This is a genomic window from Pseudonocardia sp. ICBG1293 (assembly GCF_020131355.1).
Classification (GTDB): Bacteria; Actinomycetota; Actinomycetes; order Mycobacteriales; family Pseudonocardiaceae; genus Pseudonocardia.
This window is the reverse complement of sequence record NZ_JAHLEL010000008.1, coordinates 35,779-48,744: the sequence shown is the minus strand read 5'-3', so window position 1 is coordinate 48,744 and position 12,966 is coordinate 35,779. Positions and strand designations below refer to the sequence as shown.

Annotated in this window: 10 protein-coding genes and 1 pseudogene; 8 read left to right on the top strand and 3 right to left on the bottom strand. The window is 74.8% G+C overall.

Translation table 11 applies throughout. The annotated features are described in order from the left end of the window. Positions 1 to 4 precede the first annotated feature (4 nt). Positions 5 to 1,417 (bottom strand): APC family permease, encoded by a 1,413-nt coding sequence (locus KPF47_RS05070; RefSeq protein WP_224387379.1) that lies wholly within the window; start codon positions 1,415 to 1,417, stop codon positions 5 to 7. A 182-nt stretch (positions 1,418 to 1,599) separates the two neighbouring features. Between KPF47_RS05070 and KPF47_RS05065 the strand changes: the two genes are divergently transcribed. Then, entirely contained in the window at positions 1,600 to 2,058 is a 459-nt protein-coding gene (locus tag KPF47_RS05065; protein ID WP_224387378.1) for a DUF6220 domain-containing protein, read from the top strand. After that, positions 2,012 to 3,670 carry a multicopper oxidase family protein gene (locus KPF47_RS05060; RefSeq protein ID WP_224387377.1) on the top strand — a complete coding sequence of 553 codons (1,659 nt, stop codon included), beginning with the start codon at positions 2,012 to 2,014 and terminating at the stop codon, positions 3,668 to 3,670. Before KPF47_RS05065 ends, KPF47_RS05060 begins: the two co-directional genes overlap by 47 nt. A 203-nt stretch (positions 3,671 to 3,873) precedes the next feature. On the opposite strand, the pseudogene mscL reads toward KPF47_RS05060, so the two are convergent. Beyond that, positions 3,874 to 4,245, bottom strand: a pseudogene (gene mscL, locus KPF47_RS05055) (large conductance mechanosensitive channel protein MscL); the annotation flags it as partial. Positions 4,246 to 4,414: 169 nt separating this feature from the next. Beyond that, entirely contained in the window at positions 4,415 to 5,176 is a 762-nt protein-coding gene (locus KPF47_RS05050) for a FadR/GntR family transcriptional regulator (protein WP_224387376.1), read from the bottom strand. A gap of 49 nt (positions 5,177 to 5,225) precedes the next feature. Between KPF47_RS05050 and KPF47_RS05045 the strand changes: the two genes are divergently transcribed. The 6 genes from KPF47_RS05045 to KPF47_RS05020 all read left to right on the top strand — a co-directional run bounded on the left by KPF47_RS05045 (position 5,226) and on the right by KPF47_RS05020 (position 12,685). Beyond that, positions 5,226 to 6,470, top strand: coding sequence for an MFS transporter (locus tag KPF47_RS05045; RefSeq protein WP_308015325.1), 1,245 nt, complete (start codon positions 5,226 to 5,228; stop codon positions 6,468 to 6,470). 157 nt (positions 6,471 to 6,627) lie between these two features. Next, entirely contained in the window at positions 6,628 to 7,890 is a 1,263-nt protein-coding gene (gene trpB, locus KPF47_RS05040; RefSeq protein WP_224387375.1) for a tryptophan synthase subunit beta, read from the top strand. Further along, the gene (gene trpA / locus KPF47_RS05035; protein ID WP_224387374.1) at positions 7,890 to 8,684 is read left to right on the top strand and encodes a tryptophan synthase subunit alpha; all 795 of its coding nucleotides are present in this window, start codon (positions 7,890 to 7,892) and stop codon (positions 8,682 to 8,684) included. Before trpB ends, trpA begins: the two co-directional genes overlap by 1 nt. 646 nt (positions 8,685 to 9,330) lie before the next feature. Next, positions 9,331 to 10,707, top strand: coding sequence for a ferric reductase-like transmembrane domain-containing protein (locus tag KPF47_RS05030; RefSeq protein ID WP_224387373.1), 1,377 nt, complete (start codon positions 9,331 to 9,333; stop codon positions 10,705 to 10,707). 17 nt (positions 10,708 to 10,724) lie between these two features. After that, positions 10,725 to 11,699 (top strand): DUF4142 domain-containing protein, encoded by a 975-nt coding sequence (locus tag KPF47_RS05025; protein ID WP_224387372.1) that lies wholly within the window; start codon positions 10,725 to 10,727, stop codon positions 11,697 to 11,699. Further along, on the top strand, positions 11,696 to 12,685 hold the full coding sequence (locus KPF47_RS05020) for a hypothetical protein (protein WP_224387371.1): 990 nt from the start codon (positions 11,696 to 11,698) through the stop codon (positions 12,683 to 12,685). The genes KPF47_RS05025 and KPF47_RS05020 overlap by 4 nt, the downstream gene beginning before the upstream one ends. Positions 12,686 to 12,966 lie beyond the last annotated feature (281 nt).

Here is a 12,966-nt window from a genome sequence, read left to right as displayed (position 1 = left end):
CGGCTCAGCCGTCCAGCTTCGAGGGGTCCAGCGTCGCCCTCTTCACCCCGAGCCTGCGGTTGAGCAGCAGCGTGATCGCGTAGAGCACCAGCCCGAGCACGAGCAGCAGCCCGGCCAGCTCGTACTGGATCGCGTCCCGCCCGGAGAACGGCAGGACCAGGTACAGGCTGGCGACGGCGCCGACGACCGGCAACCCCGGCGGCGACCGGAAGTGGTCCTCGGGGATCCGGTCGCGGCGCAGCACCAGCACCGCGACGTTGACGATCGTGAACACCGCGAGCAGCAGCAGCGAGGTCGTGCCGCCGAGCGCGGAGACGACGTCGGAGTCGGAGTCCAGCGACACGTAGGAGATCAGCGCGAACGAGATCAGCGTCGTGAAGATGATCGACACCCACGGGGTGCGGCGGAACGGGTGCACCCGGGCCAGCGGCTTGGGCAGCACGGCCTGGTTGGCCATCCCGTAGAGCAGCCGCGAGGCCATCAGCATGTTGATCAGTGCCGAGTTGGCGACGGCGAACATCGAGATGAACGGCAGCACGAGGTCCGCCGGGATGCCGGGAGCGCCCGCGCGCACGACCTCGACCAGCGGTGTCTCGCTCGCCGCCAGCGGGCCGACCGGGACCAGTGCCACCGAGCAGATGGCGACGAGCACGTAGATGATCCCGGTGACGGTCAGTCCGGTGATCATGATCTTGGGGAAGATGCGGCGCGGCTCGTGGCACTCCTCGGCCATGTTCACCGAGTCCTCGAAGCCGACCATCGCGAAGAAGGCCAGCGAGGTCGCCGAGGTGACCGCGAGGAACACCCCCTTGTCCTCGGGGGTGTCGAAGGCGACCACGCGCGACCAGTCGGCGTCGCCGCCGGCGATGGCGTAGATCCCGATCAGGATCACCAGCAGGAGCCCGGACAGCTCGACCAGGGTGAGCACCACGTTGAGCTTCACGCTCTCGCCGACGCCACGGAAGTTGACCAGCGCGACCAGCAGCATGAAGCCGAGCGCGATCAGGACGATCCCACCGTTGCCCAGGTCCAGCCCGAAGCCCTCGTTCAGGTTCGCGGCGAACGCCCGGGACGCCGTCGAGGCCGAGGTGATCCCCGAGCTCATCACCACGAAGGTGACCATGAACGTGAGGAAGTGGATGCCGAAGGCCTTGTGCGTGTAGAGCGCCGCGCCGGCCGCCTGCGGGTACTTGGTGACCAGCTCCAGGTAGGAGAACGCAGTGATCATGGCGACGGCGAAGGCGACCAGGAACGGCACCCACGCCGCCCCGCCGACCTCCTCGGCGACCTGGCCGACCAGGGCGTAGATGCCCGTCCCCAGGATGTCGCCGATGATGAACAGCAGCAGCAGCTTCGGCCCCATGACCCGCTTCAGCGCGGGCCCGTCCTCGGCCGTCGACGTCGTGGCGTCCGCCATCGTGGTGCGCTCCCCTCCGCGGTGGCCCGTACCGCCCGCGACCGGCTCAGCCTGCTGGGGGGTTCGTGCCGTGTCGAGTCGAAAGCGTGGACTGTTTCATCTCGATTGAGCATGTGTGACGGGGCTCACCCGGCGTTCACTGTGCGTCGTCCATCCGTCCGCCGGACGAGCCGGAGGTCGCCGTGCCTACCGCCTACCGAGTGATCGCGTTCCTCGTCGCCCTGGAGGTCCTGGTCCAGGCCGCCGCGATCGCCTACGCCGTGTTCGGCCTGTCCACCTGGATCGAGGGCGGCGGAGTCCTCGACAAGGCCGGGATGGAGAGCGAGACGACCGACTTCGCCGGGGTCGGCGGCCTCGCGCTGCACGGCGTCAACGGGCAGATCGTCGTCCCGGTGCTCGCGCTGGCGCTGCTGGTGGTCGCGTTCTTCGCCCGCGTGCCGGGTGGGGTGAGGTGGGCGGGGTCCGTCGTCGGGCTGGTCGTGCTCCAGGTCCTGCTGGGTGTGCTCGGGCACTCGGTGACCGGGCTCGGGGCGGTGCACGGGCTCTGCGCGCTCGCGCTGTTCGCCTGCGCGGTGGTCGCCGGGCAGCGGGCCGGTGCGCGGTCCCGGGCCGCCGCGACGGCCGGCGAGCCGGTCGCCTGAGCCCGGGACCGCCGCCATCTCCGCCGACCCCGCTCCCACGGCGCCCGGCCCCGCCCCCACGGCACCGCCGGAGCCCGGTGGGCCGCTCGGTCCGCAGGCGGAGCTGCCGCCCGGGCCGTCCGACGGGCCGCCCGCGCCGCCGGGCCCGCCCGCCCCGCCGCGGTCCGGTCGGCGTCGGGTGCTGGTGGCGGTGCTCGCGACGCTCGCCCTGCTGGCCCCGATCGGCGGGCTGTGGTGGGGGAGCCTGCTGCCGACCCCGTACGCGGTGACCGACATGGGCCACGTCGACACCGGTGGCGGCGCCCCGGCCCCGGAGAGGCACGACCACCACGGGGCGGGCGTCGACACCCTGCGCGAGACCTCGACGGCCGCCCCCGCCGTGTCGCTGACGCTCACCGCCCGCAGGCAGGCGATCGGGCTGCCCTCGGGCCGCACGCTCGACGGCTACACCCTCAACGGGACCTCGCCCGGCCCGGTGATCCGGATCCGCCAGGGGGACGTGCTGCAGGTGCGGCTGGTGAACGCCGACGTACCGGACGGCGTCACGCTGCACTGGCACGGTGTCGACGTCCCGAACGGCGACGACGGCACCGCGGGCGTCACCCAGGACGCCGTCGGGCCGGGTGGCGCGTTCGTCTACCGCTTCACCGCCCGCGACGCCGGGACCTACTGGTACCACTCCCACCAGGTCGCGAACGAGCAGGTGCAGCGCGGTCTGTACGGGGTGCTGGTCGTCGAGCCGCGGGCCGCCCCGGCGGGTCCCGACGTGATCGCCGCGGCCCACCTGTACGGCGGGGTCCGGCTGCTCGACGGCCGTCGCGCCGTGCTGGCGGTCCCCGTCGCGGCCGGTACCCGGGTCCGGGTGCGGATGGTCAACACCGACAACGGGCCGACCTCGGCGTGGGTGACCGGGGCGCCGTACCGCCTGGTCGCGATCGACGGGACCGAGGTGCACGACCCGTCGCCGGTGACGGGCGAGTCGGTGCTGCTCACCGCGGGCGAGCGGCTGGACCTGGAGGTGGCGGTGCCGCCCGGCGGCGCACGGGTGGAGATCGGCGGGAACGCGGCGGTCGTCCTCGGTGCCGGTCCCGGTCCGGCGTCGGCACCGCGCCCGGACCGGACGCTCGACCCGCTCGGCTACGGCACGCCCGCGCCGCTCGGGTTCGACCCGGTGGCCGTGGACCGCCGCTTCGACTACGACATCGGCCGTCGCCCCGGCTTCGTCGACGGCGTGCCCGGTCTGTGGTGGACGGTGAACGGGCACATGTGGCCCGACGTGCCGATGTTCATGGTGGCCACCGGTGACGTGGTCCGGATGCGCATCGCCAACGCCGGCGGCGAGGTCCACCCGATGCACCTGCACGGGCACCACGCCGTCGTGCTGTCCCGCAACGGGGTGCCGGCGACGGGCAGCCCGTGGTGGGTCGACTCGCTCGACGTCGCCGACGGCGACAGCTACGAGATCGCGTTCGTCGCCGACAACCCCGGGGTCTGGATGGACCACTGCCACAACCTGACGCACCCGTCCGAGGGGCTCGTGGCGCACCTCATGTACGAGGGGGTGACCACGCCGTACCGGGTCGGTGGGCCGCCGCGCAACGACCCGGAGTGAGCGTTCAGCCGCGGTGCCGGGAGCGCCGCGGGGTGTCCGGGTAGGGCTCGGGGTGGCCGTCCTCGACGGGGCCGGGCGGCGGCTGCGGCGGGGGCGTCGGCCGGCCCGGCGGCGGGCCGGGCGGCATCGGCGGCGCGTACGCCGTCGGCGGCCCGGCGGGGCGCCGGGGCGGCGGCCCGCTCGCGGTCCCGCTCGGCCTGGTCGCGGAGCAGGTCGCGGATCTCCTTGAGGAGGTCGAGGTCGGTCTCCAGGGCCGGGTCCCCGGCGTCACGCTTGCGGCGCTCCTGCAGCCACTTCATCGGGAAGACGACCAGGAAGTAGATGACCGCGGCGGTGATCAGGAAGGTGATGACGGCGTTGAGGAAGCTCGCGTAGTCGAGCTGCACCTCGTCGGTCAGCGGGATCGTGCCCGGGGGCACGGCGTTCTCGCCGCCGGAGAACAGCCGCAGCAGCGGCTCCAGGAACGCCTTCGTGAACGCGGTGACCACGGCGGTGAACGCCGCACCGATCACGACGGCGACCGCCAGGTCGATCACGTTGCCACGCAGCAGGAATTCCTTGAAGCCCTTCAGCACGCCGGAGCACTCCTCGAGGTCGGATCGGGGGCGGGGACGGGTCCGGCGCAGGAGGCTAACCGGCTCGGGACCGTCGCGCCGGGCGGACGGCCGGACGGCCGGACACGGCTCGCCGGACGGACCCCGCCCGACGACGGGCGGCCCGGGCCGGACGGCCGGGGCCGCCGGGTCAGTCGGTGGGACGGGGCCCGGTCCCCGGCCCGGTCGCCCGGTCGGGCCCGGCCGGGCGACCGGCGATGAGCCGGTCCAGGAAGTCCCCGGCCTCACGGGCGGCGCGGTCCACGTCGCCGTCGGCGATGGCCTCGACGATCCCGGTGTGCGAGATGTCGTCCTCGGTGCCCGCGGTGCCGGGCATCGTGGTCTTCACGCTGTCCGCGACCGCCTCCACCACGCCCCGGTAGAGCTCGACCAGCAGGCTGTTGCCCGCACACCGGACGACGGCGACGTGGAAGTCGGTGTCCGCGCGGGCCGCGCGCTCCAGGTCGGCGGCGTCGGGCCGCTCCCCGCGCCGGCCGCGCTCGGCGACGGCGGCGACCGCCCGGTCGCGCTCGGCCAGTGCGGCCCGCAGGCCTGCGACGTCGGCGTCGGTCCGGCGGGCGGCCGCCATCCGGGCCGCCTCGACCTCCAGGGTGCGCCGGACCTCCAGCACCTCGCGCAGCTCCGGGCCGCACAGCGTGCGCAGTGCACCGGACAGCTCGGTGGTGGCCCGCACGTAGGTGCCGTCGCCCTGGCGCACCTCCAGCAGGCCGCCGTGGGCGAGGGCGCGGACGGCCTCGCGGACGGTGTTGCGGCCGACCTCGAGCGAGGCGGCCAGCTCCGACTCGGGGGGGATCCGTCCACCGACCGGCCACTCCCCGCCGGTGATGGCGGAACGGAGCTGGTCGATGACCTGGTCGACCAGGCCACCGCGGCGCGCTGTGACGAGAGGCACCGGATCATCCTTCCATCCGAACATCCTACGTCTGTAACAATACCGTTTCGTGAGCATTGCTGAGCAGGAGACACGCGCGGAGGAGATCATCGCCACCGGACGGGCCGAGGGGACGGGGCCGTCGCGCCGGGGCGCCCTCGTCGGGACGCCACTGCTCGTGGTCGGTGTCGCCCTCGCCGCGTCGAACCTGCGCCCGGCCGTGACCTCGATGTCGTCGGTGCTCGGCGAGGTCCGCGACGGTCTCGGCGCCTCGGCGGTCTGGGCCAGCGTGCTCACCGCGGCCCCCACCATCTGCTTCGGTCTCGCCGCGATCGCCGCCCCGCTGCTGGCCCGCCGTCTGGGCATGGCCCGCGCGATCGGCCTCGCGATGGCGGTGCTCACCGCCGGACTCGTGCTGCGCGTCGTCGACGGCCCCTGGGTCGTGCTCGGCGGCACCTTCGTGGCCACGGCGGGCATCGCGATCGGCAACGTGCTCATCCCGGTCGTGGTGAAGCAGTCCTTCCCGCACGCCGTCGGCCGGGTCACCGGCGTCTACACCGCCGCGCTGGCCGCGGGCGGCGGGATCGGCGCCGCGTTCACCCCGCCGCTGGAGCCGCTGCTCGGCGGCTGGCGGGGCGCGGTCGGGGCGTGGGCGCTGCTCTCCCTGGCCGCCCTGGTCGTGTGGGTCGCGGGCGCCCGGCACGGTGAGCCGGAGCCGGTGGTCCGCGCCGCGGACGCGGGGGAGCGCCGTCCGATGGTGCGCCGCCCGCTGGCCTGGGCGGTGACCGCGTTCTTCGGGCTGCAGGCCTGCGTCGCCTACGTCGCGATGGGCTGGCTCTCGGAGCTGTTCGTGTCGGTCGGGGTCACCCGCACCGACGCCGGCCTGATGCTCGCCCTGATCAACCTGATCGGGATCCCGCTGGCCTTCGTCATCCCGCCGATCGCGCTGAACCGGCCCTCGCAGTCGGGCTGGATCGTGGGGCTCGCCTGCTGCTCGCTGGTCGCCGTCACCGGGCTCGCGATCGCCCCGGCCGCCGCACCGTGGCTGTGGACGGTCCTGCTGGGCACCGGGATGGCGGTGTTCCCGCTCGGCCTCGGCGTCATCGCGCTGCGCACCCGGGAGGCCGCCGAGACCACCGACCTGTCGGCGATGGCGCAGGGCTTCGGCTACCTGATCGGTGCGGCCGGGCCGTTCCTGTTCGGGATCCTGCACGGTGTCACCGGTTCCTGGACGCCGTCGCTGGTGCTGCTCGGCGGGGTGATCGTCGTCGAGATGGTGCTGGGCTGGGTCGCGGGGCGCCCGCGCTTCGTCTGAGGCCCGCCCCCGGCACCGGGGCGCTGATATATGAGAGCCCCCGGTGCCGGGTCCGGTGCCGTGGGCCCGGTGTACCGTCGTGACCGCCCGATCTCCCGGCGCATCCCCGCCCGGCGGCGGCCCGAGATCGGGGTCCTCGATCCGTCAGGGAGTACTCGTGACCGACACCGCCCTTCCCCCGGCCGGGGACACGGCGCGGCTGGTCGACCAGACCGGCCCGTACTTCGGCCGCTTCGGCGGCCGCTACGTCCCGGAGGCGCTGGTCGCCGCGCTGGACGAGCTCGAGCAGGCCTACCACTCAGCGATGACCGACGAGGCCTTCCAGGCCGAGCTCGCCGAGCTGCACCGCACCTACTCGGGCCGCCCGAGCCTGGTCACCGAGGCGCCGCGGTTCGCCGCGCACGCCGGCGGCGCGCGCATCCTGCTCAAGCGCGAGGACCTGAACCACACCGGCTCGCACAAGATCAACAATGTGCTGGGTCAGGCGCTGCTCACCAAGCGCATGGGCAAGACCCGGGTCATCGCGGAGACCGGAGCCGGGCAGCACGGCGTCGCCTCGGCCACGGCCGCGGCCCTGATGGGGCTGGAGTGCGTCGTCTACATGGGCGAGGTCGACACCGAGCGCCAGGCGCTCAACGTCGCCCGGATGCGCATGCTCGGCGCCGAGGTCCGCCCGGTCACCTCGGGCACGCGGACTCTCAAGGACGCGATGAACGAGGCCATGCGCGACTGGGTCACCAACGTGGCCGACACGCACTACCTCATCGGCTCGGTCGCCGGTCCGCACCCGTTCCCGGCGATGGTGCGCGACTTCCAGCGGATCATCGGCGTCGAGGCCCGGCAGCAGGTCCAGGACCTCACCGGCGCCCTGCCCGACCTGGTCTGCGCCTGCGTCGGCGGGGGCTCGAACGCGATGGGCATCTTCCACGCGTTCCTGGACGACACCTCCGTCGAGCTCGTCGGCTTCGAGGCAGGGGGCGACGGCGTCGACGCCCCGCGGCACGCGTCGTCGATCGGCGGCGGCGACGTCGGCGTCCTGCACGGGTCGCGCAGCTTCATCCTCCAGGACGAGGACGGCCAGACCCGCGACTCGCACTCCATCTCGGCCGGTCTGGACTACCCGGGTGTCGGCCCGGAGCACTCCTGGCTGCACGACCTCCGGCGCGCCCGCTACGAGTCGGTCACCGACGCCGAGGCGATGGAGGCCTTCCGCCTCCTGTGCCGCACCGAGGGCATCATCCCGGCCATCGAGAGCGCGCACGCGCTGGCCGGTGCGCTGCGCGAGGCGAAGCGCCTGGGCGAGGGCAAGGTCGTGCTGGTGAACCTGTCCGGTCGTGGCGACAAGGACGTGGACACCGCGGCGAAGTACTTCCAGCTGATCGACGACGAGGGCAACGCCGTGACGGACGGAGCGGTCTGATGGCCAGCGTGGCGCAGCGGATCGAGGCGGTCCGGGCCGAGGGCCGGGCCGCACTGGTCGGGTACCTGCCGGTCGGCTACCCGACCGTCGAGGGCTCGGTCGAGGCGATGCGGGCGATGGTGGCGGGTGGCGTCGACGTCGTCGAGGTGGGACTGCCCTACTCCGACCCGCTGATGGACGGCCCGGTCATCCAGCGTGCCACCCAGCAGGCGCTGGACAACGGCGCGCGCTCCCGGGACGCGTTCACCGCCGTCCGCGGGGTCGTCGAGGCCGGTGCCCCGGCGCTGGTCATGACCTACTGGAACCTCATCGACCGCTACGGCATCGAGCGGTTCGCCGCCGACCTCGCCGCGGCGGGCGGCTCCGGTCTGATCACGCCCGATCTGCTCCCCGACGACTGCGACGAGTGGCTCGCCGCGTCGGAGAAGCACGACCTGGACCGGGTCTTCCTGGTCGCCCAGACCACCACCCCCGAGCGGATGCGAATGACCGTCGGCGCGAGCCGCGGCTTCCTCTACGCCGCGTCGCTGATGGGCGTCACCGGCGTCCGCTCGGTCGGGGTCGAGGCCCGTGACCTGGTCACCCGTGCCCGGGAGGTCGCGACCCTCCCGGTGTGCGTCGGGCTGGGGGTGCGGACCGCAGAGCAGGCGGCCGACGTCGCCTCCTACGCCGACGGCGTCATCGTCGGGACCGCGTTCGTGCAGGCCCTGGAGTCCGGCGGGCCGTCCGCGGTCGAGACGCTCGCCCGCGAGCTCGCCGAGGGCGTCCGGGCGGCGGAGCGCGTCTCCGCCTGACGGTTCCTCCACCGGCCGCGTCCGTCCCGTGGTGGGCGGGCGCGGCCGTCGTGGTTCTCCGAGCAGGCCCGCGGCCGCCGGGTCGCAGCTCCCGGCCGACCACCGGCCGATCCGCCCCGGACTCCGGAGCGGGACCGCCGGCGTCCACAGCGCCCGGGGGAACCGGTTCCGGGCCGCCGGGCGTGCGCGCCCGCGCCGCCGGAGGACGACCGGGCGGGACCAGCGGTGGTCGCCCACGGTGCACGCGGTGTTCCTGAGAGTCGCCGGGCCGGTTGGTCGCACGCCCGTACTCCGACCGGAGCGACCGGACCCCGCCCGCCGGACGGCGACGACCGGACGGCGGTGGGCGCTCTCAGGAACGCAACCCCGCCCCGGTGGGATTCCTATGTTCGTGTCACCGCACCGCGGCCCGCTCCCCCTCGGACGCTGCGGCGGTGGCCGGGGCTCCCCGCCCGGCCGGCTCCACGAACCGGAGTGATCCGATGACCCGCCCCGTCCTGCGCGGACGCGCCCCCGGCGTCCGCCCGACCGTAGCGTCGCACCCGCGACCGGCCCGAGGCCGGTCCGCGGCGGTCCGCGGCCCCCACACCCCCCACCCGCGTGCACCGCGGGCACCTGCACCGGCCGGGCGTGTGCCCGGGGACCGGTGACCCGCCCGGTTCCGCATCCGGTCACCGCACCCCTGCGGCGGGACTCCCCGCCGCCCGCCGACGCCTGGCTGGCGCATCGCCGCGCCCGCACGGTGTGGGGATCCGTGCTGGTCGCGGTCCTCGTCGGCCCGTCGCTGATCTGGATGCTCCGTTCCGGACCGCAGCCACTGCTGCACCAGCTCTCGGTGCTCACCGGACTGCTCGCGCTGTCGGCGATGGTCATCGTCGCGGTGCTGCCGTCCCGGGTGCGCGGGCTCTCCGGCGCACTCGGCCTGGAGACCCTGCTCGGCCTGCACCGCAGGCTCGGGGTGCTCGCCGGGGTGCTCGTCGCCCTGCACCTGGCCTGCGTCGTGGCCGACCACCCGGAACGCGTCGGGCTGCTCGTGCCGCTCGCGGCACCGGCCCGTGGGCAGGCGGCGACCCTCGCGACCCTCGCGGTCGTCGTGCTGCTGGTGCTCGCCCTGCGCGGCGTGCGGTCCGGCTCGCACGAGGTGTGGCGCTGGCTGCACCTGAGCCTGGCCGCGGTCGTGGTCGGCGCGTCGTCGCTGCACGTGCTGTGGCTGAACAACCTGGTGACCGACGCCGTCATGGGGCCGGTGCTGGGTGGGCTCGGTCTGGCCCTGGTCGCGGTGCTGGTGCTCCGCTGGGGCGCCCGCGCCGCGACCGGCGAGTTCCGGGTGCACGTCGTGCGTCCGGAGAGCCCCACCGTGTCGACGCTCGTCCTGGCCCGGCCGGGGCGGCACGCCGGACCGTGGTTCCGGCCCGGCCAGTTCGCCTGGCTGCGGCTGGAGCGGATGTCGGTGGAGGAACACCCGTTCACGATCGCCTCGTCGGCGTCCGACCGCGGCCGGGTCGAGTTCACCGTCCGGCACACCGGCGACTTCGCCGGACGGCTGCGCGAGCTGCGCCGCGGCGACCCGGTCTGGGTGGACGGCCCGTACGGCTCGTTCACCCCGGACTCGGTGCCCTCGACCGGTCTCGTGCTGATCGCCGGCGGGGTCGGCATCACCCCGATGATGAGCATGCTGCGCACCGCCGCCGACCGCGGCGACCGGCGGCCGTACCGGCTGGTGGTGCACGCCCGCGACCGCGCCGACCTGCTGTTCCGGGCCGAGCTCGCGCACCTGCGCACGCTGGTCGACCTGCAGGTGACGGAGGTGCTGCGCCGTCCGTCGGCGGACTGGTCCGGGGCGACCGGGCCGATCGACACCGCACTGCTCGCCGCCGTACTGACCGACCTCGACGACCCGGCCCGCCGGCTCGACTACTTCGTCTGCGGCCGGCCGCAGCTCGTCGGCGACGTCCTCGCCACCCTCACCGCGCTCGGTGTCCCGGACGACCGGGTGCACACCGAGCAGTTCGCCCAGGTCTGAGAAGGGGAGGAGAACCCATGTCCCGCCGGATCCCCGGCCCGCTCCGCTGGTCGGTGCTCGCCGCGCTGGCCGCCGTCGTCGCCGTCGTGCTCGCGCAGTACTGGGTGGCCACCTCGGCCGCCACCGACCAGCAGGAGGGGTGGACGCAGACCCGGTGGGGCCCGCTCGGCCCCGCCGACCGCGACCTGCTGCAGAAGGTGCGCCTCGCCGGACTGTGGGAGGCCCCGACCGGGCAGCAGGGCGAGCAGCAGGCCACCGCGCCCGCCGTCCGCGAGGTCGCCCGCAAGCTCGGCGTCGAGCACCACGACCTCGACGAGCTGGTCCGCTCCACCGCCGAGCAGCTCGGTGTGCTGCTGCCCAGCAGGCCCAACGACCAGCAGATCGGCTGGATGAACGACCTGACCGCCCGTACCGGGACCGACTACGACCGCCAGTTCGTGCAGATCCTGCGGGCCGCGCACGGCTCGGTCCTGCCGGTGATCACCGACGTCAAGGTCGGCACCCGCAACGAGCTCATGCGGCAGTTCGCGAACGAGGCATCGGTGTACGTCACCCGGCACATCGGCTACCTCGAGTCGACCGGCCTCGTCGACTACGCGGCGCTGCCCGCCCCGCCCGACCCGGTGCCGGCCGGGACCCGCACTGCGTCCGACGTCGTCGTCCCGGCGCTGGTGGTCGGGGTCGCCCTGCTCGCGGCGGGCGGGCTGCTCATGACGCTGCACCGGCGCGGCCGCCCCGCCCCCGGTCCGGCGGCCGCGCTCGTCCCCGCCCCGCGTCGTCCCGGCGACGGCGCCCGGCGGGCCCTGCCGGTCGGCCCGCCCGACCCCTGGGAGGAGCTGGCCCACGTGCCACCCGTCCGGCCGCGGCCCGATCCCGAGCCCGACCCCGTCGACGCCACACCCCACGACCTCGATCAGGACACCGACACCGGAGCGCCGCCCTCCCGCACCACCGGAGCGCACCGCACCGCCCCGAGGAGCCGATACCGATGAGATCCACCACCAGCCGCAGCAGGACGATCGCGGTCACCGCGCTCGCCCTGGGCCTGCTCGTCGCCGGGCCCGCCGCCTACGCCGCCGGGGCCGCCTCGGCCGACCGGGGCGGCCGGCCGTCGAACGTCGCGTCCGCCGGGGAGTCCGCCCCGGGCGGCTCGTCCTCCGGGAGCGGGGGGTCCTTCTCGTCCGGGGGCGGGGGACACGACCACTCCGGGCACACGGGATCCGGCGGCTCGGGCTCCGGGTCGGGCTCGGACCCGGGCTCCGGATCGGGGTCGGGCTCGGGGTCCGGCGGCTCCGGGTCCGGCGACGACTCTCCGGCGGAGGATCCCGGCGGGACGGACTCCGACGGACAGGGCTCCGGGGGCAAGGGTTCCGGCGGGCAGGGGGCCGGCGGGCAGGGTTCCGGCGGGCAGGGTTCCGGCGGCGCGCCGTCGGCGCTCGACATCCTGGCCGTCGACTGTTCCGGCAGCCGGCTCACCGCCCACGACGGCTTCCAGAAGGCACCCCGTTGCGTGTCCACCGCGTTCGGCGAGGTCGCCGACGCCGACCGCAGCCCGTCGCTGCTGATCACCCAGGCCCCGACGTCGGTCCGGCCCGGTGAGGCGTTCCGCCTGACCGTCAGCACGCGGAACCTGGTCCGCGACCGGTTCCTCCCGGCCGCCGAGGGCGGCTACTACGCGGAGGCCTCCCTGCTGGACGGCGAGGGGCTCCAGCGCGGCCACTTCCACACCGCCTGCCGGATCCTGCCCGATCCGGGCGAGGCCCCGGACTCCGCGCCCGACCCGCTGTTCTTCGAGGCCACCGAGGACGGCGGCGGCGGTGCGCGGCCGGACAGCGTCACCATCGACGTGCCGGGGGTCGAGCAGACCGGGGAGCTGCAGTGCTCGTCGTGGGCGGGCGACGGGTCGCACCGCACCCCGATGATGCAGCGGGCCGACCAGACGCCCGCGTTCGACTCGGTCCGGATCGAGGTGGGCTGACGTGCGACTCTCCGGACCCCTCCTGACCATGGTCGCCGTCGGCGCGGTCGCCGCCGGGGCCGCGACGGCCAACGTCGTGCTCACCGCGGAACCGCAACCGCTGCCCGCGGCGGCCCCCGCCGCCGTCGAAAAGGCCGCGGGCTCGCTCGCCCTCCCGGCGGCGCCCGCTCCGACCGCCTCCCCGGCACCGGCCGCGACCGGCACGGTCGTCTACAAGGGCCGGTCGACGAACGGGAAGGTCACCGTCGACATCCGGGTCACCGACGGCGCCGTGACGGCCT